Annotated in this window: 21 protein-coding genes and 2 pseudogenes; 9 read left to right on the forward strand and 14 right to left on the reverse strand. The window is 70.6% G+C overall.

The window, feature by feature from the left end; all coding sequences use genetic code 11:
- Window positions 1-34: 34 nt before the first annotated feature.
- Together EDD93_RS24775 and EDD93_RS24780 are read left to right on the forward strand one after the other, a co-directional pair.
- A complete protein-coding gene (locus tag EDD93_RS24775) occupies window positions 35-460 on the forward strand; it encodes a contact-dependent growth inhibition system immunity protein (protein WP_123527241.1) in 426 nt (141 codons plus the stop codon).
- Between the two features lie 240 nt (window positions 461-700).
- On the forward strand, window positions 701-1,627 hold the full coding sequence (locus tag EDD93_RS24780; protein ID WP_123527242.1) for an endo-beta-N-acetylglucosaminidase H: 927 nt from the start codon (window positions 701-703) through the stop codon (window positions 1,625-1,627).
- Window positions 1,628-1,656: 29 nt separating this feature from the next.
- On the opposite strand, the gene EDD93_RS24785 is transcribed toward EDD93_RS24780, so the two are convergent.
- The 3 genes from EDD93_RS24785 to EDD93_RS24795 form a co-directional block, all read right to left on the reverse strand.
- Window positions 1,657-2,145: a DUF6069 family protein gene (locus tag EDD93_RS24785; RefSeq protein WP_221217333.1), complete on the reverse strand. Its 489-nt coding sequence runs from the start codon at window positions 2,143-2,145 to the stop codon at window positions 1,657-1,659.
- A 164-nt stretch (window positions 2,146-2,309) separates the two neighbouring features.
- Window positions 2,310-3,131 carry a GH25 family lysozyme gene (locus tag EDD93_RS24790; RefSeq protein WP_398905140.1) on the reverse strand — a complete coding sequence of 274 codons (822 nt, stop codon included), beginning with the start codon at window positions 3,129-3,131 and terminating at the stop codon, window positions 2,310-2,312.
- A gap of 477 nt (window positions 3,132-3,608) precedes the next feature.
- Window positions 3,609-5,138, reverse strand: coding sequence for a UDP-N-acetylglucosamine 1-carboxyvinyltransferase (locus EDD93_RS24795; RefSeq protein ID WP_123527244.1), 1,530 nt, complete (start codon window positions 5,136-5,138; stop codon window positions 3,609-3,611).
- 275 nt (window positions 5,139-5,413) lie between these two features.
- Here EDD93_RS24795 and EDD93_RS24800 point away from each other — a divergent pair, with 275 nt between their 5' ends.
- On the forward strand, window positions 5,414-6,070 hold the full coding sequence (locus EDD93_RS24800) for an MOSC domain-containing protein (RefSeq protein WP_123527967.1): 657 nt from the start codon (window positions 5,414-5,416) through the stop codon (window positions 6,068-6,070).
- A gap of 12 nt (window positions 6,071-6,082) precedes the next feature.
- On the opposite strand, the gene EDD93_RS24805 is transcribed toward EDD93_RS24800, so the two are convergent.
- The 5 genes from EDD93_RS24805 to EDD93_RS24825 form a co-directional block, all read right to left on the reverse strand.
- Complete coding sequence (locus tag EDD93_RS24805) at window positions 6,083-6,712, reverse strand: glyoxalase (RefSeq protein WP_123527245.1); 630 nt, start codon at window positions 6,710-6,712, stop codon at window positions 6,083-6,085.
- A 5-nt stretch (window positions 6,713-6,717) separates the two neighbouring features.
- Complete coding sequence (locus EDD93_RS24810) at window positions 6,718-7,098, reverse strand: helix-turn-helix transcriptional regulator (RefSeq protein WP_123527968.1); 381 nt, start codon at window positions 7,096-7,098, stop codon at window positions 6,718-6,720.
- Window positions 7,099-7,196: 98 nt separating this feature from the next.
- Window positions 7,197-7,607, reverse strand: a complete 411-nt coding sequence (locus tag EDD93_RS24815; RefSeq protein ID WP_123527246.1) for a VOC family protein — start codon at window positions 7,605-7,607, stop codon at window positions 7,197-7,199.
- Between the two features lie 82 nt (window positions 7,608-7,689).
- The gene (locus EDD93_RS24820; protein WP_123527247.1) at window positions 7,690-8,493 is read right to left on the reverse strand and encodes a class I SAM-dependent methyltransferase; all 804 of its coding nucleotides are present in this window, start codon (window positions 8,491-8,493) and stop codon (window positions 7,690-7,692) included.
- A gap of 159 nt (window positions 8,494-8,652) precedes the next feature.
- A complete protein-coding gene (locus EDD93_RS24825) occupies window positions 8,653-10,872 on the reverse strand; it encodes an MMPL family transporter (protein WP_123527248.1) in 2,220 nt (739 codons plus the stop codon).
- A 201-nt stretch (window positions 10,873-11,073) separates the two neighbouring features.
- On the opposite strand from EDD93_RS24825, the gene EDD93_RS24830 reads away from it, so the two are divergent.
- The 6 genes and pseudogenes from EDD93_RS24830 to EDD93_RS24855 all read left to right on the forward strand — a co-directional run.
- The gene (locus EDD93_RS24830) at window positions 11,074-11,865 is read left to right on the forward strand and encodes a TetR/AcrR family transcriptional regulator (protein ID WP_123527249.1); all 792 of its coding nucleotides are present in this window, start codon (window positions 11,074-11,076) and stop codon (window positions 11,863-11,865) included.
- Window positions 11,866-11,983: 118 nt separating this feature from the next.
- A pseudogene (locus EDD93_RS40840) lies at window positions 11,984-12,951 on the forward strand (hypothetical protein).
- An 85-nt stretch (window positions 12,952-13,036) separates the two neighbouring features.
- On the forward strand, window positions 13,037-13,471 hold the full coding sequence (locus EDD93_RS24840) for a VOC family protein (protein WP_123527250.1): 435 nt from the start codon (window positions 13,037-13,039) through the stop codon (window positions 13,469-13,471).
- Between the two features lie 107 nt (window positions 13,472-13,578).
- Window positions 13,579-14,088, forward strand: a complete 510-nt coding sequence (locus EDD93_RS24845; protein ID WP_260255852.1) for an alpha/beta hydrolase — start codon at window positions 13,579-13,581, stop codon at window positions 14,086-14,088.
- A 230-nt stretch (window positions 14,089-14,318) separates the two neighbouring features.
- Window positions 14,319-17,033 carry an aconitate hydratase AcnA gene (gene acnA / locus EDD93_RS24850; RefSeq protein WP_123527252.1) on the forward strand — a complete coding sequence of 905 codons (2,715 nt, stop codon included), beginning with the start codon at window positions 14,319-14,321 and terminating at the stop codon, window positions 17,031-17,033.
- Between the two features lie 125 nt (window positions 17,034-17,158).
- Window positions 17,159-17,251: pseudogene (locus tag EDD93_RS24855) on the forward strand (short-chain dehydrogenase); the annotation flags it as partial.
- 240 nt (window positions 17,252-17,491) lie between these two features.
- Here the strand turns inward: EDD93_RS24855 and EDD93_RS24860 are convergent.
- From EDD93_RS24860 to xylA, 6 genes are all read right to left on the reverse strand, one after another.
- Window positions 17,492-18,343 (reverse strand): VCBS repeat-containing protein, encoded by an 852-nt coding sequence (locus tag EDD93_RS24860; protein ID WP_185092432.1) that lies wholly within the window; start codon window positions 18,341-18,343, stop codon window positions 17,492-17,494.
- A 175-nt stretch (window positions 18,344-18,518) separates the two neighbouring features.
- Complete coding sequence (locus tag EDD93_RS24865) at window positions 18,519-19,901, reverse strand: GH1 family beta-glucosidase (protein WP_123527253.1); 1,383 nt, start codon at window positions 19,899-19,901, stop codon at window positions 18,519-18,521.
- Between the two features lie 13 nt (window positions 19,902-19,914).
- Entirely contained in the window at window positions 19,915-20,790 is an 876-nt protein-coding gene (locus EDD93_RS24870; protein ID WP_185092433.1) for a carbohydrate ABC transporter permease, read from the reverse strand.
- Window positions 20,787-21,755 carry a carbohydrate ABC transporter permease gene (locus EDD93_RS24875; RefSeq protein ID WP_123527254.1) on the reverse strand — a complete coding sequence of 323 codons (969 nt, stop codon included), beginning with the start codon at window positions 21,753-21,755 and terminating at the stop codon, window positions 20,787-20,789. Before EDD93_RS24875 ends, EDD93_RS24870 begins: the two co-directional genes overlap by 4 nt.
- A gap of 12 nt (window positions 21,756-21,767) precedes the next feature.
- Window positions 21,768-23,030, reverse strand: coding sequence for a sugar ABC transporter substrate-binding protein (locus EDD93_RS24880; RefSeq protein ID WP_123527255.1), 1,263 nt, complete (start codon window positions 23,028-23,030; stop codon window positions 21,768-21,770).
- Between the two features lie 67 nt (window positions 23,031-23,097).
- Complete coding sequence (xylA, locus tag EDD93_RS24885; RefSeq protein ID WP_123527256.1) at window positions 23,098-24,267, reverse strand: xylose isomerase; 1,170 nt, start codon at window positions 24,265-24,267, stop codon at window positions 23,098-23,100.
- Window positions 24,268-24,544: the final 277 nt, after the last annotated feature.

Raw genomic sequence — 24,544 nt, forward strand, 5'->3', positions numbered from 1 at the left:
GGACTCCCGGCCCGTGCCGGTGAGAATGGAGGCCATGAACCATCTGCTGCACCTGGACCGCACACTCGACGAACTGGACCCACCCCGCTGGACGTTCCCTGCCGCTGACGCGACCCATCTGGTGCGCACAGTCCACGAGTTGCGGCGTGTGCGCCTGGGGGAACTCGGTCCGGCGGATCTGCGCACCCTCGTTGCGCAGCAGGTGGCACTGCCCTACGTGCTTCCACTCGCGGTGCGCCGGCTGCTCGACGAGCCGCTGATCGACGCCTGCTTCTACGAGGGCGACCTGCTGCTCACTGTCGTCGGCGCCCCTGCCGCCGACTGGGCCCTGTTGCCGGACCTGAGGGCGAGGCTGTGTGCTGTGGTTACCGCGCTGCCCGAGGCAGCCGTCGCAGGCCTGCCGCGCGGCGGGGCCGAGGAGCTGGGCCACTTCGTCGCCCGCCGCGAACCGCTTCGCTGACCGCAGGTCCGGCGGACCTGCTTGTCCGGATCGGTCCCGTCAGCACTCCTGGCGGCCCGCCGGGTGTCGGCGCGTTGGCCTCACCGGCTGCCGGATTTGCTGTGGAGCGTGGGTGGGAGTCGTGAGGGTTCGCGCGAGGTTCCCGGGATCCGGTGACGGGGGCGGAAGGCTCGGAGGGATCGTCCGGCGCTCCCGAACGGGTCCGTGGCGCCGGCCTATGCGATGGGAGACCGATCAACGATGCTCACTCCGGTACGCAGCAGAGTGCGGACGGCCGCGCTCGCGCTCTCGGCCGTCGCGGCTCTCGTCGTCGGCACGACCGCCACGACCGGCGCGGCAGCGGCGCCCCTTCCCACCCCGGCTGCCACGAAGCAGGAACCGACCTCGGTGGCGTATGTCGAGGTGAACAACAACAGCATGCTCAACGTCGGCAAGTACACCCTCGCCGACGGCGGCAACGTCTTCGACGTCGCCGTGATCTTCGCGGCGAACATCAACTACGACACGGGCACGAAGGCGGCGTATCTGCACTTCAACGAGAACGTGCAGCGCGTCCTCGACAACGCTGCCACGGAGATACGGCCGTTGCAGGAGAAGGGCATCAAGGTCGTCCTCTCGGTGCTCGGCAACCACGAGGGCGCGGGCTTCGCGAACCTCCCGAACCAGCAGGCGGCTTCGGCGTTCGCGACGGAACTCTCGGACACCGTGGCCGAGTACGGCCTCGACGGCATCGATTTCGACGACGAGTACGCCGACTACGGCAACAACGGCACCGGCCAGCCCAACGACAGCTCGTTCGTGCAGCTGGTGACGGCGCTGCGCTCGAACATGCCGGACAAGATCATCAGCCTCTACAACATCGGCCCGGCCGCCTCGCGGCTCTCCTACGACGGCGTGGACGTCTCGTCCGAGTTCGACTACGCCTGGAACCCCTACTACGGCAGCTGGCAGGTCCCCGGCATCGCGCTGCCCAAGTCGAAGCTGTCCCCGGCGGCGGTCGAGATCGGGGGCACCTCGCAGGGTACGGCCGCCGATCTCGCCCGCCGTACCGTCAGTGAGGGGTACGGCGTCTACCTGACGTACAACCTCGACGGCGCCGACCGCAGTGCCGACGTCTCCGCGTTCACCAGAGAGCTGTACGGCAGTGACGCCCTCTACACGCCGTAGGGATACAGCCCGTACCGGTCGGGGCCGGGTCAGTACTCCTGGCGCATCGCGCTGCGGCCCGCGGCGGACAGCAGGCAGCCGATCGTGATCCCGACGGCGAGATACAGCGCCGCCGAGCCCGCCATGGCGGCCGGCGGCGCGGACGTGGTGAACGGCAGCAGCACCATGACGGCGGTGGCGAGAGTGACGATCCAGGCGAAGAAGGTGCCCGGCTGGGGCGTGGCCAGGATCAGCAGGTGCAGCAGGGCGGTCGCCACCAGAGCGCTCAGGGCGGCCCCGGCGGCCAGTACCCCCGTCGACGCGTCACCCATCGCCCCGTCACCCTCCGGGGCGAAGACCGCGACCCCCAGCACCCCGCGGATCAGCAGCAGCCCCACGACCGCGGTGAGCGCGGCCACGACGGCGGTCATCGCGCCGCCCGCCCACAGCCGTGCGGCGTCGACGCGGGGACGCGCCGGCTCCGGCGGCGCCTGACCGGCCTGCTGCGCCTGCCACTCGTAGCCGTTCTGTGGGTCCACGACCGGACATCTCCCCTCGGTTGACCGAACCCCGATCGTGGAACGGCCTGCCGGGCGCGGCGACCGGGCGCGGTCCGGACGGGTGATGCCCGGCCGCGACGGTCACCGGCGGCGCGGCCCCCCGTCCCGCGCCGCCGGCGTTCTCCCGGTCACCGCGCTCGCGCTCAGGGGGTGTTGTTGGCCAGCGCCAGCAGCCTCGCACCGGTGCCGCTGAAGCGGTCGCGGTCCACGGCGCCGGAGATGCCGCCCACCGAGCCGGAGTCGGTGTACTGCCAGAACGTCCAGTACGGGAAGCCCGCCGGGATGGAGGGGCTGGAGGCGCTCGTCCAGTGAGCCACGAACAGGGGGCTCTTGGCGGACATGCCGGTCCAGCTGCCGGTGCAGGTGTTCCACCAGCTCGCGCTGGTGTAGATCACCGCGTCCCGGCCGGTCTTCGCCTTGTACGTGTTGTAGAAGTCGAGGATCCAGGTACGCATCGCCGCGGTGGACTTGCTGGAGCAGCCGCCTTCGAGGTCGAGCATGCCGGGCAGCGTCAGGTTGTCCCTCGACCAGGCCCCGCCGTGGGCCACGAAGTAGTTGGCCTGCGCCGCACCGGTGGAGAGGTTCGGCCGCGCGAAGTGGTACGCGCCCCGGATCACCTTGGCGTTGTAGGCGTTCAGGTAGTTGGCGTTGAAGGCGGTGTCCCGGTACGTCGTCGACTCGGTGGCCTTGATGTAGGCGAACTGGATCCCGGCCGCCTTCACCGAGGACCAGTTGATCGACCCCTGGTAGTGCGAGACGTCGATCCCCGGCACCGTGGCGGCCAGCTGCGCCGAGGCTCCGTCGGCGTCGAGCCGGAGCTCCCGGGCGTCCGGCTTGAAGGACTTGCCGTCCTCGGTGTAGCCGACGCCCATGTAGCCGTCACCGAGGGGGATGGCGCTGCCGGCAGGCGCCGGCTGGGCCGAGGCCGGGACCGCGGACATCATCGGGGCGAGGGCCACGCCCATGGCGAGCGCGGCGGCCGCCACGAGTCTGCGACGTACGGACCGGGGACTGTGGGTTCGGGATAACAACGGATGCCTCCTGGCGCGTCGAGTGGGGTAGGACGGTGTCGAGAGGTGCCCGCCGGCCGTGCGGTCTACCCGCGTAGCCGGCGGTTCGTCGTAAGTGCGATGCGGGTGCCCTGGGGGAGGCGCGGTGGGAGTGCGGCGCACAGAGGGTTCTTGATGTGAACGTGTCATGAGTGACGCATGGGCGGGCCCGCGGTGTAAAGGGGATACGGGTTCCGGCTATGGTCCAGACCAGTGTGGGAGGGGTGGAGCTGCGGGAACGGCTCCGTGCCCGCCAAAGGTTTCCGGAAATGAAAACTGCCCCGGGCCCGAGGGGCGGGGCAGCGGCCGGACGGGGGGCGGGCGCCGCCGCACGCGATGGGTGCGGCGGCACGCGCCGGAAGGGTCCGAACGGCATGATCCAAACGAGAGGCCCTAGATGTCCCGGAAGATCTCGATCTGTGCGCCCACCGAGTTCAGCCGCTCCGCCAGCTCCTCGTAACCTCGGTTGATCACGTACACGTTGCGCAGTACGGAGGTGCCCTCGGCCGCCATCATTGCGAGCAGCACCACCACCGCCGGTCGCAGCGCGGGCGGGCACATCATCTCGGCCGCGCGCCACCGGGTCGGGCCCTCGACGAGCACCCGGTGCGGGTCCAGGAGCTGGAGCCGCCCGCCGAGGCGGTTGAGGTCGGTGAGGTAGATGGCGCGGTTGTCGTAGACCCAGTCGTGGATGAGGGTCTGGCCGTGGGCCGACGCGGCGATGGCCGCGAAGAACGGCACGTTGTCGATGTTGAGCCCGGGGAACGGCATCGGGTGGATCTTGTCGATCGGCGCCTCCAGCTTGGAGGGCCGGACCGTCAGGTCCACCAGCCGGGTGTGCCCGTTGTCGGCCGCGTACTCCGAGGTGCGGTCGCAGTCGACGCCCATCTCCTCCAGTACCGCGAGCTCGATCTCCAGGAACTCGATCGGCACCCGGCGGATCGTCAGCTCGGACTCCGTGACGACGGCGGCGGCGAGCAGGCTCATCGCCTCGACCGGGTCCTCGGAGGGGGAGTAGTCGACGTCCACGTCGATGGTGGGCACGCCGTGCACGGTCAGCGTGGTCGTGCCGACGCCGTCCACCCGTACGCCCAGCGCCTCCAGGAAGAAGCAGAGGTCCTGGACCATGTAGTTGGAGGACGCGTTGCGGATGACGGTGGTGCCGTCGTGCCGGGCGGCGGCCAGCAGCGCGTTCTCGGTCACGGTGTCACCGCGCTCGGTCAGCACGATGGGGCGGCCGGGCGTGACGGAGTGGTCGACCCTGGCGTGGTAGATGCCCTCGGTCGCGGCGATCTCCAGACCGAACCGGCGCAGCGCGATCATGTGCGGCTCGATGGTCCGGGTGCCGAGGTCGCAGCCGCCCGCGTACGGCAGCTTGAACTGGTCCGTGCGGTGCAGCAGCGGCCCGAGGAACATGATGATCGACCGGGTCCGGCGGGCGGCGTCCGCGTCGATGGCGTCCATGTCGAGCCGGGCCGGCGGGACGATCTCCAGATCGGTGCCGTCGTTGATCCACCGGGTGCGCACACCGATGGAGTTCAGCACCTCCAGGAGGCGGTAGACCTCCTCGATGCGGGCCACCCGGCGCAGTACCGTGCGGCCCTTGTTGAGCAGCGAGGCGCAGAGCAGCGCCACGCAGGCGTTCTTGCTGGTCTTGACGTCGATGGCGCCGGACAGCCGGCGCCCGCCGACCACCCGCAGGTGCATGGGGCCCGCGTAGCCGAGCGACACGATCTCACTGTCGAGTGCTTCACCGATGCGGGCGATCATCTCAAGGCTGATGTTTTGATTGCCGCGCTCGATGCGGTTCACGGCGCTCTGGCTGGTGGCGAGCGCCTCGGCGAGCTGGCTCTGTGTCCAGCCCCGGTGCTGACGGGCGTCACGGATGAGCTTGCCGATACGTACGAGGTAGTCATCTGACATGCCGAAAGGCTATCTCAGATATGAGATGAGGCTGTTGGTGGGGTGTGGCCTTCGGGTGACGGGCGGGTGCAGGCCCGAGGTCCGGAGGCACAGCGCGGCGCGGGCGTCGCCGCCCGCCTCCATGGTCCGCCCGCCGGACCCGGCCGGCATCCGGGGCGCGTCCATCGGGGTGCCTGAGCCGGTGGCGGGCGCCCGTCGGCCGCCCCGTCCGCCGGCCCTGGGCGGCGGGATAAATGTGTCGCCCCCGGCGCGGCCGCGATCGTATGGTCCCCGGCATGAAGCTGCTCTCCGTCAATACCGGCCGGCCGCGCCCCAACCCGTGGAAGGGACTGGGCTCGACCGGCATCGACAAGCGGCCCGTCGCGGGACCGGTCGCCGTTACCGCCCCCGGCCCCAAGGGCACCGGCGCGGTCGGCCTCGCCGGTGACCGGGTCTACGACGTGAAGCACCACGGCGGCTCCGACCAGGCCGTCTACGCCTACGCCCGCGAGGACCTCGACGGCTGGCAGGCCGAGCTGGGCCGGCCGCTGGCCGACGGCCTCTTCGGGGAGAACCTCACGACCCTGGGGATCGACGTCAACGGCGCCCTGATCGGGGAGCGTTGGCGGATCGGGGCGGACGTGGTCCTGGAGGTGTCCTGTCCGCGGATCCCGTGCGGGACGTTCCAGGGCTGGCTGGGGCGTGACGGCTGGATCAAACGGTTCACGCAGGCCGCGCTGCCCGGGGCCTACCTGCGCGTGATCGAGCCTGGTGACATCCGCGCCGGCGACCCGGTCGAGGTGGTGCACCGGCCGGATCACGAGGTGACCGTCGCGCTCGCCTTCCGGGCCATGACCCTGGAGGGCGATCTGCTTCCCCGGCTGCTGGCCGCCGACGCGCTGCCGGACGAGAGCAAGGAGGCGGTCCGCCGGCGCACCTCCGGGCCGCGGTGAGGACGGGGCGGGTCATGGTGCGGCTTCCCAGGCGAAACCGTCCGGGTCCGTGAAGGGGCCCGCGCCGCCGCCGATTACGAGCCGGTGCGAGCCGGTGCCGTCGGGGGAGACCCCGGCGTCCTTGGCCAGGGCGCGCCGCCGGTACAGCGCCGGCTTGATCCGACCCGGGCCGGCCTCGAACTCGACGTACATCCGGCTGATGCTCTTCGCCACGGCGAAGCCCCGGCCGACGTAGAAGCGCTTGCTCGCGACGATGTCCTCGACCCCGAGCAGGAGCACGATGTCGTCGACCTCCCGGGTGGCCGGACCGGTGTCCTTCTTCGCGGAGGTCGCGACCTTCCAGATCGTGCCGTCCGGGGTGCGGACGACACCGCCGTACCCCCAGAACGACTTGGCGGCGGGCTTCAGTGACGTGGCACCGGCTTCGAGCGCCGAGCCGATCAGGCTGTCGACGGTGCCCGGCTGCGACACCGTGAGCGAGAGCGTGAATCCCCGGAAGCCGTCCGAGGCCGCCTCGCAGGCCCGCAGGCGCAGCTGCGGGCCCAGGCCGAAGGCGGTGGCGTAGAAGTGCTGGGCGGCCGCGAGGTCGTCCACTTCGAGGGTGACTGAGTCGACTGAGGTGACTGCTTCGGTGATTGCCATGCCAGTCACGCTAGTTGTGGCTCCGGGGCGGTCGCTTCTCGATTCCTGACCGGTCTGGTCACTTGTTTCGCCACGCAGGCCGGCACCCCCGGGGCGGCGCCCCCAGCGCGGCGGCGGTACGCGCTGGGCGACATCCCGACCAGTTCGGTGAAGCGGGTGCTGAAGGTGCCGAGTGATGAGCAGCCGACCGCGAAGCAGATCTCCGTGACGCCCAGGCCGTCACGGAGCAGCATCGCCTTGGCGCGCTCGATACGACGCGTCATCAGGTACGCGTACGGTGACTCGCCGTACGCCAGGCGGAATTGACGGCTGAGGTGGCCGGCGGACATGTTCACGCCGAGGGCGAGCGCCTCGACGTCCAGCGGCCGCGCGTACTCCCGGTCCATCCGGTCGCGGACCCGGCGCAGGAGTGCCAGGTCACGCAGTCGCTGGTGCTCGGCGCGGGCCCGTGCCCACGAGGGACGGCACAAGAGCTGTTCCCTTCTCAGCGGAGTTCCTGGATGCGGATCAAGTTGCCCGCAGGATCGCGGAAGGCGCAGTCGCGGATCCCGTACGGCTGCTCGGTCGGTTCCTGGACGACCTCGGTGTCGCCGGCCTGCACCTTCTCGAAGGTCGCGTCGAGATTCCGGGTGGCCAGCAGGATCCACCCGTAGGTGCCCTTGGCCATCATCTCGGCGATGGTGCGGCGTTCGTCCTCGGTGACCCCCGGGTCGGCGGCGGGGGGCGCCAGCAGGATGGCGGTGTCGGGCTGACCCGCCGGGCCGACCGTGATCCAGCGCATCCGTCCCTGGCCGACGTCGCTGCGGACCTCGAAGCCGAGGGTGTCGCGGTAGAAGGCCAGGGAGGCGTCCGGGTCGTCGTGCGGAAGGACGCTCGTGTGAATGGTGATGTCCATGGCGGTCAGGTTATGCGCGCCCCCACGACCCGCGCTTCTCGAATCCTGACCGATGCGGGACCCGTCAGGGACGGCTCCGGCCCTACGGGCGCCGGCCCCAGGCGGAGATCATCGGGGCCGTCGCCAGGTCGAGTTCCCCGGTGGCGACGTTCGACAGGTGTCGGTCGATGTCCTCGTCGTTCGCGATCCCCGCCGCCACGAGCCGGCCCCGGATCTGCCGTACGGTCGCCGCCTCGAGCACGGTGCAGGCGGGCGACGTGATCGGGAAGTAGGAGTCCGCCCGCACGTCGAGCAGGCCCGCCTCGCGCAGCCGCCTGGGCAGGGTCCGCCCGTACGCGAGATCGGCGCCGCGCCCCGCCATGAGCTCCCGGAACCCGGACCGCAGACGGTTCGCCAGCCGCTGCTCGGGGCCCGACTCGTCCGGACACAGCAGGGGCTGCAGCCCCGGATCGGCGTCCTCCAGGAGCAGCACACCACCCGGTCGCAGCGCCTGGACCATGCGGCGCAGGGCCTCGGCGCGGTCGACGACGTGCACCAGGACCAGCCGGGCGTGCACCAGGTCGAACCCGCCCGGCGGCGGCGGGTCCGCCGCGACGTCGTGGCGCACCACCTCGACGACGTCGGAGGCCGCTTCCCGTGCCCAGGACACGTCGATGTCGGTGCAGACCACCTGGCCGGTGGCGCCGACCCGTTCGGCGAGACCTGTCGGAACGGAGGGGCCGCCGGCCCCGACCTCCCAGCACCTCATGCCCTCGGTGAGGCCGATCCGGTCGATGTGCCGGAAGGTCACCGGGTCGAACAGCTCGGCCAGCGCGCCGAACCGGATGCCCGCCTCCGACTGCTGGTTGTCCAGCAGATACCCGTGGTCCTTGCCGTGCTCGGTCATGCCCTGCCTCACTGTCGCTGTCCGCGTCCGCCCGGTCCGCCGCACCAGAAGTCCACCATGCCCGGTGCCGCAGGGCACCGCCCGGCCCGTCCGCGCGTGCGCCCGCCTCCCGGTCACGGGGGAGACGGGCACACTCCGTCGAGCGGGGCCGCGGGGTGGTCAGACCTGGGCCGCGTCCTTCACGTACGACGGCTCGGCGGCGGGCGCCGGGGCGGGGCCGCCCTCGCTGAGGCCGATCCGGCCGTGGACCCTGCGCAGGAAGCCGGGCGCGTACCAAGCCGTGCGGCCGAGCAGCCGCATCGCGGCGGGCACCAGGATGCCGCGGACCGCGACGGCGTCGATGAGGATGGCGAGGCCGCTGCCCAGGCCGAACAGCTGCATGAAGCTGAGCTCGGCCGTGCCGAAGGCGAAGAAGCTCACCGCCAGCAGACAGGCGGCCGCGCTGACGATGCGCCCGGTGTGTCCGAGCCCGTTGGTCACGGCGCTCTCGTTGTCCTCGCCCTGGTCGTGGAGTTCCTTGATGCGGCTGGTGACGAAGACCTCGTAGTCCATGGAGAGTCCGAAGGCGATGCAGAACATCAGCACGGTCATGGACACCTCCATCGGCTGTGCGGTGAAGCCGAGCAGGGAGGAGAGATGGCCGTCCTGGAAGATCCAGGTCATGACGCCGAGGGTCGCCCCCAGGCTGATCAGGTTGAGCACCAGTGCACGCAGCGGCTGCACGATGCTGCCGGTGAACAGGAAGAGCAGCAGGAACGTGGTGAGGACGACCAGGGTCACCGCGATCGGCAGGCGGTCCGCGATCGCGCCCTTGGCGTCGACGAGTACGGCGTCCGTGCCGCCCACCAGCGCCTGCGAACCGGCGGGCGGGGCGAGCGCCCGTACCTCGCCGACCAGGGCCTGGGACTCGTCCGACTTCGGCTCCAGGGCGCTCACCACGTTGATGCGCTGCGCGTCGGGGCGGCCGAGCGAGGGGTCACCGGCGGCCGTGGACCGTCCGCCGGTGTATGTTCCCGCGCTGGTCTCGACCCGGGCGACGCCCTTGAGGCCGGACAGTCCGGCCGCGTACGACCCCAGCGGGGCCCTGCCCACCGAGGAGTCGATGACGACATGGAGGGCGGCGTCGTCGTTGCCGTCGAACTTCTCCTGCAGCACCGCCGACACCTGGCGGCTCTCGGCGCCCGAGGGCAGCACGCGCTCGTCCGGCGTGCCGAAGGTGATGCCGAGGAGCGGGCTCGCCGCGACCAGCAGGACCGCGAGCACGGGCAGCGCGGTGAGCGCGGGCCGCCGCATGACGGTGCCGGCCAGCCGTCCCCACAGCGGGGCCCGAGCACTGGAGCGGCCCGGCTTCGACCACGGCATCCGCCCGCTGTTGACCCGGTGGCCCAGGACGGTGAACAGGGCGGGCATGACGAACAGGGTGCTGAACGCCGCGATGGCGACGACCCCGACCCCGGCGTAGCCGAACGAGCGCAGGAAGTACTGCGGGAACACCAGGAGGGCTGCGAGCGCGGCCGCCACCGTCGCGGCGGAGAAGGCGACCGTACGGCCCGCGGTGCCCACCGTCCGCCGGACGGCGTCGTCCACGCTCGCCCCCGTCGCGAGCTGCTCCCGGAACCGGCTGATCATCAGCAGGGCGTAGTCGATGCCGAGGCCGAGCCCCAGCGCCGTGGTCAGGTTGACGGCGAAGACCGAGACATCGGTGACGCTGCCGAGGAGGAAGAGTTCCGCGAACGTGCCCGCGATGGCGATGATCCCGATCACCAGCGGCAGCAGGGCTGCCACCGCGCTGCCGAAGACGATCAGGAGCAGCACCAGCGTCAGCGGTACGGCGATGCCCTCGGCCAGGAGCAGGTCCTTGCCCGACTGCGTCCCCATCTCGCTGGTCACGGCGGCGGCACCGCCCGCCCGGACCGTGAGCCCGTCCTCGTACGGCCCGGAGTAGGCGTCGATGACGCCCTTGGCGTTCTCGTCCCGCTCGGTGCCGTTCCCCTTCACATGGGCGAGCACCATGGCCTCGCGGCCGTCCTCGGAGCGGAGGGCGGCGCTGCCGGTGTCCCAGAACGAGACCACGTTGTCGAGGCTCTTCTCCTTCTTGAGGCTCGCCAGCAGCGCCCGGCCGCTCTGCCGCGCGGCCGGGGCGTCGACTCGGCCCCCGCCGGCGCGGACCAGCAGGACCAGGTTCGTCTCCCCGCCGAACTTCTCGTCGATGACCTTTCCGGCCCGGGTGGACGGGGAGGCCGGGTCGTCGTAGCCGCCCCCGAGCAATTTGCCGAACGCGCCGGAGCCCAGGACGCCCATGAGGGCGACAGCCACGACGGCGACGACGAGTATCAACCGGGGCCGGCGGATGGCCAGTTCGGCTATGCGTTCAAACACGCACTTTCTCCTTAGGTGTCCATACGGCGAAAACGGCCCGAAGTGGCCGGAGTTGTTCAAGGGGGTGCTGCCGGTGTGCTGCCCGGCGGAGCGCCACGGGTGACGTTAGTGAGGAACAAGAAGATTTGGCAGTGTTAGATTTTCTTCACGGTCGGCAACTTTCTCTTGCCCGGAGCGCACCGGCCGCCTTACGGTCGCCACATGCCTGCCGACGAACACGCGACGGCCCCGCCGACCCTGCGCCAGCGCCGCCGGGCCGCCGCGACCCGGGAGATCCTGGACGCCGCCGAGCGCCACATCACCGAGGGCGGTCCGGCCGCCCTGTCCCTGCGCGCGGTCGCCCGGGGTCTCGGCATGACCGTGCAGGCCCTCTACCACTACTTCCCGAGCCGGGAAGCCCTCGTCACGGAGCTCATCGCCAAGGCGTACGGCGACCTGGCCGACGCGGTGCAGGCCGCCGTCCACGCCGCGCCGGACGACCCCGGCCTGCCGCGCCTGGTGGTCGCGGCCGAGGGCTACCGCCGGTGGGCCGTCGCCCACCCCGAGCGCTTCCAGTTGCTCTACGGGACGCCGCTGCGGGACTACGCGGCGCCGGTCGAGGGCCCGACGACGCAGGCGATGCGCCGGATGAGCTCGATCTTCGAGCGCGAGATGTTCGACGGGTTCACCCGGGAGCAACTCGCCGCCGCCGAGACCCCCGCGCTCTCGCCCGAGCTCCGGGCGTACCTGGAACACCTGCCGCACTACGGCCCGGGACGCCTGCCGCCCCCCGCGACCGCCCTCCTGCTGAGCGCGTGGGGCCACCTCAACGGCCTCGTCATCCTGGAGGTGTTCGGCCACGCCGCCTTCCTGGGCGACCACCAGGCCGAACTCTTCCGCCTCGCGATGCGGAACCTGCTGGACGACGTCCACCGGCAGATCCCGGCGGCCGGGCGGCCGGATGACCTGCCGGACGACCGGCAGGATCGGCCGTCGAAGACTTCGACCGCCTGACCGCGCCGCAGCCGTGATACCCGGGTCCGACAGGAGTCCGGCAGAAGGGGTACGCCCAAGCCGCCCTGTCGTCGCATGTGCTGGAGCCCGGGGCTGCCCAGGGCCTGTCGTGGAGCGCATGATCGCAACAGGACTCCACAGAAGCGGTGTTGCCGCGCTCCTGGCCCTCGCCCTGTCCTTCCCGCTGCTGGGCGCGGCACCGGCCTCGGGGGCCCCGGGCGCCGGGACCCCGTCCTGGTCCACTCGGTGGACACGCCACAACTGCCGCCCCCCACCGGCCCGTACGCGGTGGGGCGGCGCACCCTGCACCTGGTCGACCGTCACTGAACGGACCCCTGGGTGCCGGCGGCCGGTCACCGGGAACTGATGGTGTCGGTGACCTACCAGGCGCGCCCGGCGAGTGGCCCGCCGTCGCTGTACATGACGGCCGAGGAGGCGCGGCTCCTCCTGGAGGCGCAGGGACTGGACGGCGTCGTCTCCCCGGAGACGGTTGCCCGGACAGAGACCTACGAGCGGGAGAAGGCCTCCCCGGCGAAGGGACGCTCCCCCCTGGTGCTGCTCCCCCCGGGATTCTCGATGCCGCGCACCACCCTCACCTCGCTCGCGGACGAGCTGACGAGCCGCGGCTATGTCGTCGCCTCGGGGGACCACGCGTACGAATCCGTGGGCACAGCCTTCCCCGGGCGGCCGCGTGCTGACCTGCGTGGCCTGCGAGCGGGTCGACACGGACGAGGAACAGGCCGCGGCAGGGCTCGGGCGGCGCCCCTTCATGATGCTCGGCACCGAGTCCCTGCACAGCCCCGGCAGCGCGGGCACCGACTGGCCAGGGGCCTGTGGGCAGTTGGCGGGGTGGGGGCGCCGGCTGACCGTGACCGGTGCCGGTCACTTCTCCTTCACGGACCTGCCGTACCTGGCCGATCAGCTCGGCCTGTCGGACCCCGCCGTGCCGCTGTCCGCGGAACAGGGATGGCGCATTTCCGTGACTACACGGGCGCCTTCTTCGACCTTCACCTGCGGGGCATCCCGCAACCCCTCCTCGACGGCCCCACGGCCGCGTACCCCGAAGTGGCGTTCCGCCGGCCCTGACCCCGCCCGCGCGACCCGGCCCCGGGGCCCGTTCCGCAGCCCGTGGTTCATGGCGCGGATCGGCGCCTCTCGCTAGGGTGAACCGATGTCCACGATCAGGCAGTTCCAGGTCACCTTCGACTGCGCCGAGCCCGAGCGAGTCGCCCGCTTCTGGTGCGAGGTGCTGGGATACGTCGTACCGCCGCCGCCGGAGGGGTTCGCCACCTGGGCCGATTACCACCGCTCGCTGCCGCCCGAGCGCCAGGGCGCGGGTTTCGTCTGTACCGATCCCTCGGGTGTGGGCCCGCGCCTGTACTTCCAGCGCGTCCCCGAGGGCAAGGTCGTCAAGAACAGGGTGCATCTCGACGTACGGGTCGGTACCGGGCTCGTGGGCGAGGAGCGCGTCGCCGCCCTCGAGGCCGAGTGCGCCCGGCTGCTCGTGCTCGGTGCGACGCGCGTGCAACTGCTGGTCGCCGACGACTACGACGAGTCGTGCCTCGCGATGCAGGACGTCGAGGGCAACGAGTTCTGTCTCGACTGACGGTCCCGGGCAGCTCGGCTGACGGGCCCGGCCAGCCGGGCCCGAACGATCGTCGGCCCGCGGGGCCCCGAGGCCCGACCCGGGATTCGGCGGGTCACGAATCGCGAGTGCCCGCAGACGCGGGGGCGGCCCCGAGGACGTGGTTGACGGCCGCGGGCGCTTCGGGGCCGCGCAACACGTCTGCGGAGGCGGCATCGACCAGGTTCGCTCCGTGCTCGGCGCGGACAGGATCACCTACTAGGGGCTGTCCTGCGGCAGCGTGGCCGGCCCGATGTGCGCCACGCTGTTCCCCCGCCGCGGCCGCCGGTGCGCCTGCGGCACTGGTGGCCGGGGGGCGGCTGGAGACCGTCACCCCCGTCACCCCGTACCACTGGGTCAGGAAAATGGCCCGGACCCTGCACTCCGCAGTCCTGCTCACGCGTGAAGGAGTGGGCCACGGTTCCTACGGCACCACGCCGTGTGTCAATGCCGCGGTCGACGTCGCCCTTCTCAAGGGGGCCCTGCTCGCCGACGGCACCGTATGCGGGATGGGCAAACCTGCCGCCACCCGCCCCCGCCTCGCAGCCGGGGTGCCGGCGGCCGTCTCGGCCGGGCCGATGTCGGACGCCCTCGCCTGAATGGCAAGGAACGGACGAGCCCCGACATGACCCTTCCCCGGCGATGTACTAGAGTTATCTCGACATCGAGATATATGCCGAAGGCGCACAGCGGGCCGCCGCGCGGTAAGGGCTACCTAACTAAGCCTTACCTTAGCGGATGGTCGGAGTGGCTGTAGGCAGCACCACGCGGCGCCCGCCCCAGTGAGGCGCGGCGCGGAGTTACGCGCACATTGATGAAGGAGACTGTCGTGTCGGCGAACAGCTTCGACGCCCGCAGCACGCTGCGCGTGGGCGACGAGTCGTACGAGATCTTCAAGCTGGACAAGGTCGAGGGCTCCGCGCGCCTCCCTTACAGCCTGAAGGTGCTGCTGGAGAACCTGCTCCGCACGGAGGACGGCGCGAACATCACCGCCGACCACATCCGGGCGCTCGGTGGCTGGGACTCCCAGGCTCAGCCCAGCCAGGAGATCCAGTTCACGCCGGCCCGCGTGATCATGCAGGACTTCACCGGTGTGCCGTGTGTCGTGGACCTCGCCACCATGCGTGAGGCCGTCAAGGAACTCGGCGGCGACGCCACGAAGATCAACCCCCTCGCGCCGGCCGAGCTGGTCATCGACCACTCCGTCATCGCCGACAAGTTCGGCACCAACGACGCGTTCGCACAGAACGTCGAGCTGGAGTACGGCCGCAACAAGGAGCGCTACCAGTTCCTGCGCTGGGGCCAGACCGCCTTCGACGAGTTCAAGGTCGTCCCCCCGGGCACCGGCATCGTCCACCAGGTCAACATCGAGCACCTGGCCCGCACGGTCATGGTCCGCGGTGGCCAGGCGTACCCGGACACCCTCGTCGGCACCGACTCGCACACCACCATGGTCAACGGCCTGGGCGTGCTGGGCTGGGGCGTCGGCGGCATCGAGGCCGAGGCCGCGATGCTCGGCCAGCCGGTCTCCATGCTCATCCCGCGCGTCGTCGGCTTCAAGCTGACCGGCGAACTGCCGGCCGGCACCACCGCCACCGACCTCGTGCTGACCATCACCGAGATGCTCCGCAAGCACGGTGTCGTCGGCAAGTTCGTCGAGTTCTACGGTGAGGGCGTCGCCGCCACCTCGCTCGCCAACCGCGCCACCATCGGCAACATGTCGCCGGAGTTCGGCTCCACCGCCGCGATCTTCCCGATCGACGACGAGACGCTGAAGTACCTGCGCCTGACCGGCCGCGACGCCCAGCAGGTCGCGCTCGTCGAGGCGTACGCCAAGGAGCAGGGCCTCTGGCTCGACCCGGCCGCCGAGCCCGACTTCTCCGAGAAGCTTGAGCTCGACCTCTCCACGGTCGTCCCCTCCATCGCCGGCCCGAAGCGCCCGCAGGACCGCATCGTCCTCGCGAACGCCAAGGCGCAGTTCGCCCAGGACGTGCGCAACTACGTCTCGGACGACGAGGAGGCGGGCAAGGAGTCCTTCCCGGCCTCCGACTCGCCGGCCGCCACCAACGGCGTCCCGTCGAACCCGGTCACCGTGACCGCCCCCGACGGCACCTCGTACGAGCTCGACCACGGCGCCGTCACCGTCGCCGCGATCACCTCCTGCACCAACACCTCGAACCCGTACGTCATGGTCGCCGCGGCGCTCGTGGCGAAGAAGGCCGTGGAGAAGGGCCTGACCCGCAAGCCGTGGGTCAAGACCACCCTCGCCCCGGGCTCGAAGGTCGTCACCGACTACTTCGACAAGGCGGGCCTGACCCCGTACCTCGACAAGGTCGGCTTCAACCTCGTCGGCTACGGCTGCACCACCTGCATCGGCAACTCCGGCCCGCTGCCGGAAGAGGTGTCCAAGGCGGTCAACGACCACGACCTGGCCGTCACCTCGGTGCTCTCCGGCAACCGTAACTTCGAGGGCCGGATCAACCCCGACGTCAAGATGAACTACCTGGCGTCCCCGCCGCTGGTCGTCGCGTACGCCATCGCCGGTTCGATGAAGGTCGACATCACCAAGGACGCCCTCGGCGTCGACCAGGACGGCAAGCCCGTCTTCCTCGCCGACATCTGGCCGTCCGAGGCCGAGGTGAACGACGTCGTCGCCAACTCCATCGGCGAGGACATGTTCAACAAGTCCTACCAGGACGTCTTCGCGGGCGACGCCCAGTGGCAGGCGCTCTCGATCCCGACCGGCAACACCTTCGAGTGGGACGCCGAGTCCACCTACGTCCGTAAGCCCCCCTACTTCGAGGGCATGACGATGGAGACCACCCCGGTCTCCGACATCACGGGCGCGCGCGTCCTCGCCAAGCTGGGCGACTCGGTCACCACCGACCACATCTCCCCGGCCGGTGCGATCAAGGCCGACACCCCGGCCGGCAAGTACCTCACGGAGCACGGCATCGAGCGTCGTGACTTCAACTCCTACGGCTCGCGCCGTGGCAACCACGAGGTCATGATCCGGGGCACGTTCGCCAACATCCGCCTGCGCAACCAGATCGCGCCGGGCACCGAGGGCGGCTTCACCCGCGACTTCACCCAGGCCGATGCGCCGGTGTCGTTCATCTACGACGCCTCGCAGAACTACCAGGCCGCCGGCACCCCGCTCGTCATCCTGGCGGGCAAGGAGTACGGCTCCGGCTCGTCCCGCGACTGGGCGGCCAAGGGCACCGCGCTCCTGGGCGTCAAGGCCGTCATCGCCGAGTCCTACGAGCGCATCCACCGCTCGAACCTCATCGGCATGGGCGTCCTCCCGCTCCAGTTCCCGGAGGGCCACACCGCCGAGACCCTGGGTCTCACCGGCGAGGAGGCCTTCTCCTTCACCGGCGTGACCGAGCTGAACGACGGCACCACCCCGCGCACCGTCAAGGTCACCACCGACACCGGTGTGGAGTTCGACGGCGTCGTCCGCATCGACACCCCCGGTGAGGCGGACTACTACCGCAACGGCGGCATCCTGCAGTACGTGCTGCGCAGCCTGATCCGCAAGTAGGTCCGGCCGGCAGTACGAGGAGAGGGCCGCATCCCCGGTGACGGGGGTGCGGCCCTCCCGCATGCGCGGGGGCGACGGCCACCGCAGGGGAGGTGTGCCGCAGGCACCCCTGGAACCTGGACGGCATGCCCGGCCTCTCCGGTACGACGGCCGTGGTCACCGGCGCCAGCAGCGGTACCTGGGCGGTGACGGCCCTCGTCCTGGCGCGCGCCGGCGCGTCCCGGCCGTACGCGGCCTCCCGCGCCTCGTAGCCCGGAAACGCAGGGACGTCGTCGGCACGTCGAGGGATACGGGTGCTCGTCGTCCACGACGAGCACCCGTATCCCTGTTCCCTCAGGCATCGGGCCATGGTGTCGGGGCCACGGCGCCCGAGGTACCCCGAGGTCCGCGCACCGGCGGACCGCACCCCCGGTGACCGGGGCGCGGTCCGCCGGCCTGTGGCGGTTGCCGTCCCCCGGTCAGAAGAACAGGCGGTAGGTGTTCCAGCCCGACGTTCCGATGATCGCCTTGGGCTTGTACGGGGCGGCGGCCTTGCCGGTGCCCTTGTACAGGTAGAGCTCGCCCTTGGCGTTGCGGGCGACCAGGTCCGCGACGCCGTCCAGGTCGAGGTCGCCGGGGGCGAACACGGCGTTGTACTGGTTCCAGCCGCTGCCGATCCTGGTGCGCTTGGCGTACGGGGCGTGCTGGTTGCCGGTGCCCTTGTAGAGCCACAGGACGCCGGACTTGTCGCGGGCGACGATGTCGTTCCTGCCGTCGCCGGTCAGGTCGCCGTTGCCGGCGATGTCGCTGTAGATGTTCCAGCCGTAGCCGACCTTGAGGCGCTTGGTGACCGTGCCGTCGCCGTAGCCCAGGTAGAGGTAGAGGTCGCCCTTGCCGTCGCGGGCGAGCAGGTCGCCGCCCTGTGCGCCGCCGAACGTGCCGGGGGACACCAGCTTGTTGTAGATGCCCCAGCCGTAGCCGATCTTCTTCGCCGCGGAGTTGTCGTTGGCGTAGTAGTGGATGTCGCCGTTGGCGGCGAGCTGCCAGCGGCCGTCCGCCACGTTGTCGGCGTTGTGGTCGACCCGGCCGAGGAACTTGACGTTCTTCCAGCCGGTGTCGAGCTGCACGCGCTTCTCGATGCCGCCGCTGCCGGCCGGGGCGTAGTAGTACGACGTGCCGGCGCTGTCCAGACCGGCGAGGCCGGACATGGGCGCGTCACCCGGCTCGGCGGCGAAGGCGGCGGTACCGGTGCCGACGAGAGCCGCGGTTATCGCGGCGGCGGCGAGACGGGTGGCAGCCCGTCCGGTCCGACGGCCATAAGTCTTGGCCACGTGTTCTCCATGGGTGGTGGGAGCAGGCGTGACGCGCCGCGGGATACGGGGACACGCCACGGAATTGAGGGTGATCCTTTCACGAGTCCTTCACATGTCCAAGGGTTCGGCGAAATGACGCGCCTGCGTCATCTTCGCCCGGATTCGCGGGTGTTGTGGGTGTTGCGGGGCCCTTTCACCTGCGGTGGGCCGCGATCAGCCGCCGGTACCAGTGGTAGCTGTCCTTCGGGGTGCGCTCCTGCGTGTCGTAGTCGACCCGGACGATCCCGAACCGCTTCGCGTACCCGAGCGCCCACTCGAAGTTGTCCAGCAGCGACCAGACGTAGTAGCCCCTGACCTCCACGCCCGCGTCCATCGCCGCCCGCAGCGCCGTCAGATGCGTACCGAGATAGCCGACGCGGTCCGCGTCGCGCACCGAGCCGTCCGCGTCCACGGTGTCGGACTCCGCCGAGCCGTTCTCCGTGATGTGCACCGGCGGCAGCGCGTCGCCGTAGGTCTCCTTCAGCGCCGTCAGCAGCTCGGTGAAGGACTCCGGCACGACCGGCCAGCCCATCGCCGTCCGGCGCACGTCCGGGTAGACGCCCTCGCTGTAGCGGTTGTCGGTGGCGACCCGCAGCGCCGGGTCGGCCTCGCGGTGCGGGGCGTCCGCGACCACGATGGGGCGGTAGTAGTTGATGCCGAGGAAGTCCACCGGACGGGAGATCAGCTCCAGGTCGCCCTCGCGGCGGAAGTCCTGTGAGGTGATCAGCTCGCCCCAGGTCTCCTCCTCGGTGGCCGGGTAGCGGCCCGCGAGGATCGGCTCCGTCCACACCAGGTTGTGCTGGGTGTCGGCGCGGACGACGGCGGCCAGGTCGGCGTCCGAGCCGGTGGCCGGGACGTTGCGGTCGAGGTTGAGGGTGATGCCCGCCTCGCGCACCCCGGCCGCCCGCAGCTCCCTCATCGCCAGGCCGTGGCCGACCAGCAGGTGGTGCGCGGCGGCCAGCGCGCCGCGCCCCTCTTTCGCGCCGGGCGCGTGCCGGCCCACCGAGTAGCCCAGGAACGCGCTGCACCACGGCTCGTTGAGGGTGATCCAGCGCGGCACCCGGTCGCCCAGGTGCTCCGCCATGATCCCGGCGTACTCCCCGAAGCGTTCCGCGGTCTCGCGCACCCGCCAGCCGCCCCGGTCCTCCAGTGCCTGGGGCAGGTCCCAGTGGTAGAGGGTGGCGGCCGGTTCGATGCCCGCTTCGAGGAGGGAGTCGACGAGCCGGGAGTAGAAGTCCAGCCCCTTCGGGTTGACCGCGCCGCCGCCGCCGTCCGGCTGGATCCGCGACCAGGCGACGGAGAAACGGTAGGAGTCCACGCCCAGTTCGCGCAGCAGCGCCACGTCCTCGGGGTAGCGGTGGTAGTGGTCGCAGGCGATGTCACCGGTGTCACCGCCGTCGGTCTTCCCGGGCGTGTGGCTGTAGGTGTCCCAGATGGACGGACCGCGGCCGTCCTCCCGGACGGCGCCCTCGATCTGGTACGAGGCCGTGGCCGCCCCGAAGACGAAGCCGGGCGGGAACACCGGGAACTCACTCATGGGAACGCAGTCCTTACTTGACCGAGCCGCCGGTGATCCCGGCGGCGATGTACTTCTGCGACAGGACGAGCAGGACCGCCGCCGGGATCGCCGACAGCACGGACGCCGCCATGACGGAGCCCCAGTCGCCCACATGGGCGCCGATGTACTGGTAGATGCCCAGCGTGATCGGCTTGACGTCGTCCGTGGTGTTCAGCGTCAGCGCGAACATGAAGTCGCTCCACGCGTAGAGGAACGAGAACAGCCCGGCCGTGATCAGGGAGTTGCGGCTCATCGGCAGCACGACCCGCACGAAGGTGCGCAGGCGTCCCGCACCGTCCACCTCGGCCGCCTCGATGACCTCGCGCGGGATGGCCACCATGAAGGAGCGCATCAGCACGATCGCGAACGGGATGCCGAGCGAGGCGTCGGCCAGCATCAGTCCGGCGTAGGAGTTGACCAGGCCCATGTCCACGTAGGCGCTGTACAGGGCGTTGGCGATGACGATGCCCGGCACCATCTGGGTGATCAGGGTGCCGAAGACGATCGTCCTGGTGCCGCGCAGCCTGAACTGGGCGAGACCGTAGGCGGCGGGCGCCGAGACGGCCAGGCAGATGACCACCGCGCCGAGCGCGACGGCCAGCGAGGTCAGCAGGTTGCGGCCCTGGTCGGTGACGGCCGAGCGGAAGCCCGACAGGTCCAGGCTGTGCGGGAAGGGGTCGACCTCGAGCAGCCCGGACTCGGGCTGGAGCGCGGTGTTCACCATCCAGTACAGCGGGAACAGCATCACGCACAGCACCACGACGCCGAAGACCGTGGCGCCCCAGCGCCGCTTCGGCCGCCCGGTGGGCCGCCCGGTGGGCCGCGCGGGGGCGGCGGGGGTACGCACAGTGCTCGCCATGCCGGTCACTTCCCCTCGTTGCGGTTGGCCCGCAGGTAGAACACCGCGAAGACGGCGGAGATCAGGATCAGGATGTTGCCGACCACGGCACCCGCTCCGAAGTCCAGCTGGACGAAGGAGTTCTGGTACGTGAGCGTGCCGAGCGTCTGGGTGGAGTCGGCGGGGCCGCCGTCGGTGAGGGCGAGGATCAGGTCGAGGACCTTCACCGTCGACATGAAGCCGAGCACCAGGACGACGGTGATGACGGGCCGCAGCATCGGCAGGGTGATCGAGCGGAAGGCCCGCCAGGCGGAGGCGCCGTCGAGCGAGGCGGCCTCGTACAGCTCCTTGGGGACCTCCTGGAGGCCGCCGTAGAGGATCACCATGTTGAACGGGATGCCGATCCAGATGTTCACCAGGACCACCGAGAACAGCGCCATGCCCGTGCTGGTCAGCCACGGGGTGTCGCCGCCGAGGCCGATCGTGCCCAGGAAGGAGTTGAGGACGCCGGTGTCCTGGTCGAGGATGCGCCGCCAGACGACGCCGGAGACGACCATCGGGACCAGCCACGGCAACAGGATCAGCGACCGCAGGATCCCGTTCAGCGGGAAGCGGCGGCTGAAGAACACCGCGAGGCCCAGGCCGATGCAGAACTGCCCGATCAGCGAGCCGACGGTGAACAGGATGGTGTGCCACAGGGCCTTGCCGAACAGCTCGTCGTTGAAGACGCTGCTCCAGTTGGCCGTGCCGTTGAACGGGGACCTGCCCGTGAAGAACGTGGACGGTGAGTAGTCCTGGAAGCTCATCACGATGTTGCGGACGAGCGGATAGCCGAAGAAGAGCGCCATGAAGATCACGGCGGGGGCGATGAAGCCCCACTGGGCCAGGCGCCTGCGAAGGCGGGTGCGCGCCGGGTTCGGCGGCTTCGGGGCCTTCGCGGCCCGTGTGGCGGGGAGCGCCGGACCGGCGGCTGAGGAGGCGGTGGTGGTCGACATGGTTCGGATACCTCAGTTCCCGCTCGTGGCGCGCTGCTGGGCGCGCTTGAGGGCTGCCTCGCTCGACTCGCCGGTGAGGGCGGACTGGAAGGCGCTCTGCAGCGCGAGGGAGACGGACGACCAGCCCGCGCCGAGCTTCGCGGTGCGCGAGCGGGCGGTGGCGACCTGGTGGGAGAGGGCGGCCAGCTCCGGGACCTTCTCGCGCCACACGGCGGCGGCCTTCTCGTTGGCCGGGACCATCCAGCTGTTGAGCGCGTAGGTGATCTGCTCCTGTTCGCCCGACATACAGCCGATGATCTTCGCCGACATCTTCTCGCGGGCGCTGTCACCGGTGTTGGGGACGGTCAGGATCCCGCCGCCCAGCGGACCGACCGAGTCGTCCCCGGCCTTCGGGACCGGGATCTCGGCCATGCCCCAGTGCAGCGCCTTCTTGGTGTTGAGGGTCTCGACCTGCCACGGGCCGTTGATCATCATGGCGGCGTTGCCGGCCATGAACTGGTCGTTGACATCGGCCTGGGTCCAGTTGACCGTCGACTTGGACAGCGAACGGTCCTTCAGCAGGCCCTTCCAGTAGTCCAGCGCCCCGGCCACCTGCGGGCTGTCGAGCTTCGTCTCGTCGCCGCCGTTGGACCACATGAACGGGGTGAACTGGAAGACCCCGTCCTCCGCGCCGCCCGCGCTGAGCGCCAGCCCGTACCGCTTGCCCCGGGTGAGCTTCTTCGCGGCCGAGCGCATCTCGGCCCAGGTGGCGGGCACCTTCAGGCCTGCCTCGGCGAGGGCGTCCTTGTCGTAGAACAGCGCCAGGGTGTTCACCGTGCGCGCCGCGCCGTAGTAAGTCCCCTCGTACGAGCCGAAGTCGACGATGCCCCGGGGAATGTCGGTGGTGGTCAGGCCGAGGTCCTTCAGCGGTATCAGGCCGCCGGCCTCGGCGAACGTCGGCATCTCGGAGGCGTCCAGCTGAAGGACGTCGGGCAGCGACTTCGAGGACGCCATCCGCAGGGCCTTCGTCATCACCTGGGCGGCCGGGACGCTCTGCTGCTCGATGGCCACCCCGAGCCGTTTGCCGCACCGGGCCAGCGTCTGGGCGTCCCAGCGGTGGTAGGACTCGTCGGTCGAGGAGTTCATGACCGTGTACACGTCCGGGTCCCGCTGCTGACCGCAGCCGGACAGGACCGCGCCGCCGGCCAGTGCGCAGACGACGGTCAGCGGGACGGTGACCCGCCGGTGGTGACGACGGCGCCGCTGGCGCAGGCCGTCCGGGGAAGCTGCTGTCACGAGGGTGCCCTTGGGTGGGAGGGGTACGAAGGGGTGCCCGGCGGCGGTGGCCGGACACCCGGGGGCGTCAGCTGACGCCGAGCAGGTGCTCCATGGCGAGCTGGTCCAGGGCCTCGAACGCCATGGAGCGCTCGGCCGCGGCCGTCACGTCGAACTCCTCGTAGGCGGTGCGGTCGGCCAGCAGCCCGGCCACACCGTCGGCGGCGGTGGGCCGCGCGAGCTCGTCCAGCCGGGAGGCGGCCAGCGCCTCCTTGACGGCCGGGTCGGCGCGGAACGCCAGGGCGCGCTCCTTGAGGATCAGGTAGTTGCGCATGCAGTTCTTCGCGGACTCCCAGACCCCGTCGATGCCGTCGGTGCGCACCGGCTTGAAGTCGAAGTGCAGCGGGCCGCTGTACTCCGAGCTCTCCAGCAGGTCGACGAGCCAGAAGGCCTGGCGCAGGTCGCCGGCGCCGAAGCGGAGGTCCTGGTCGTACTTGATGCCGGACTGGCCGTTCAGGTCCAGGTGGAACAGCTTGCCCGCCCAGATGGCCTGCGCGATGCCGTGGGCGAAGTTCAGCCCGGCCATCTGCTCGTGGCCGACCTCGGGGTTCACGCCGTACAGCTCGGGGCGCTCCAGGCGCTCGATGAAGGCCAGTGCGTGACCCACGGTCGGCAGCAGGATGTCGCCCCGCGGCTCGTTCGGCTTGGGCTCGATGGCGAAGCGGAGGTCGTAGCCCTGCTCGGTGACGTACTCGCCGAGCAGGTCGAACGCCTCCTTCATCCGGTCCAGCGCGAGCCGGATGTCCTTCGCGCCCCCGGACTCCGCACCCTCACGCCCACCCCAGGCCACATACGTCTCGGCGCCCAGCTCGACCGCCAGGTCGATGTTGCGGATGACCTTGCGCAGCGCGAACCGGCGCACATCACGGTCGTTCGAGGTGAACCCGCCGTCCTTGAACACCGGGTGCGTGAACAGGTTCGTCGTCGCCATCGGCACCTTGAGACCGGTGCGGTCCAGGGCGTCCTTGAAGCGGTTGACGAGCGCGGCCCGCTCGGAGTCGGTCGAGCCGAACGGGATCAGGTCGTCGTCGTGGAACGTCACACCGTGCGCGCCGAGTTCCGCGAGGCGCTCGACCGACTCGACCGGGTCCAGGGCGGGGCGGGTGGCGTCACCGAAGGGGTCGTTGCCGCGCCAGCCGACGGTCCAGAGCCCGAAGGTGAACCTGTCGGCGGGGGTGGGGGTGAAGCGGTTCGACATACTGCTGCCTCTTGTCGACATGCCCGGACAGCTGCGCCGCCGCCCGACCGATTTGTTTGCTGGCAGTACTAATACGCCATACCGGCGTTTGTTTCTAGACCATCCTTGTGACAGTCCCGTCACGCAGAGGTGATCCGAGGGGGGAGTGCGGGGCGCCGAGTCTCGGCCTGAGCAGGTCCAAGTCCCTGTCCATGGACTGTCGAAGCGCTTCGAAGAATATTTGTTTTGTGTACGATCAAAACCGGGATCAGCAGCACGGCCCGGTAGCGCCGGCCCG

This window comes from Streptomyces sp. 840.1, assembly GCF_003751445.1.
Taxonomy (GTDB): domain Bacteria; phylum Actinomycetota; class Actinomycetes; order Streptomycetales; family Streptomycetaceae; genus Streptomyces.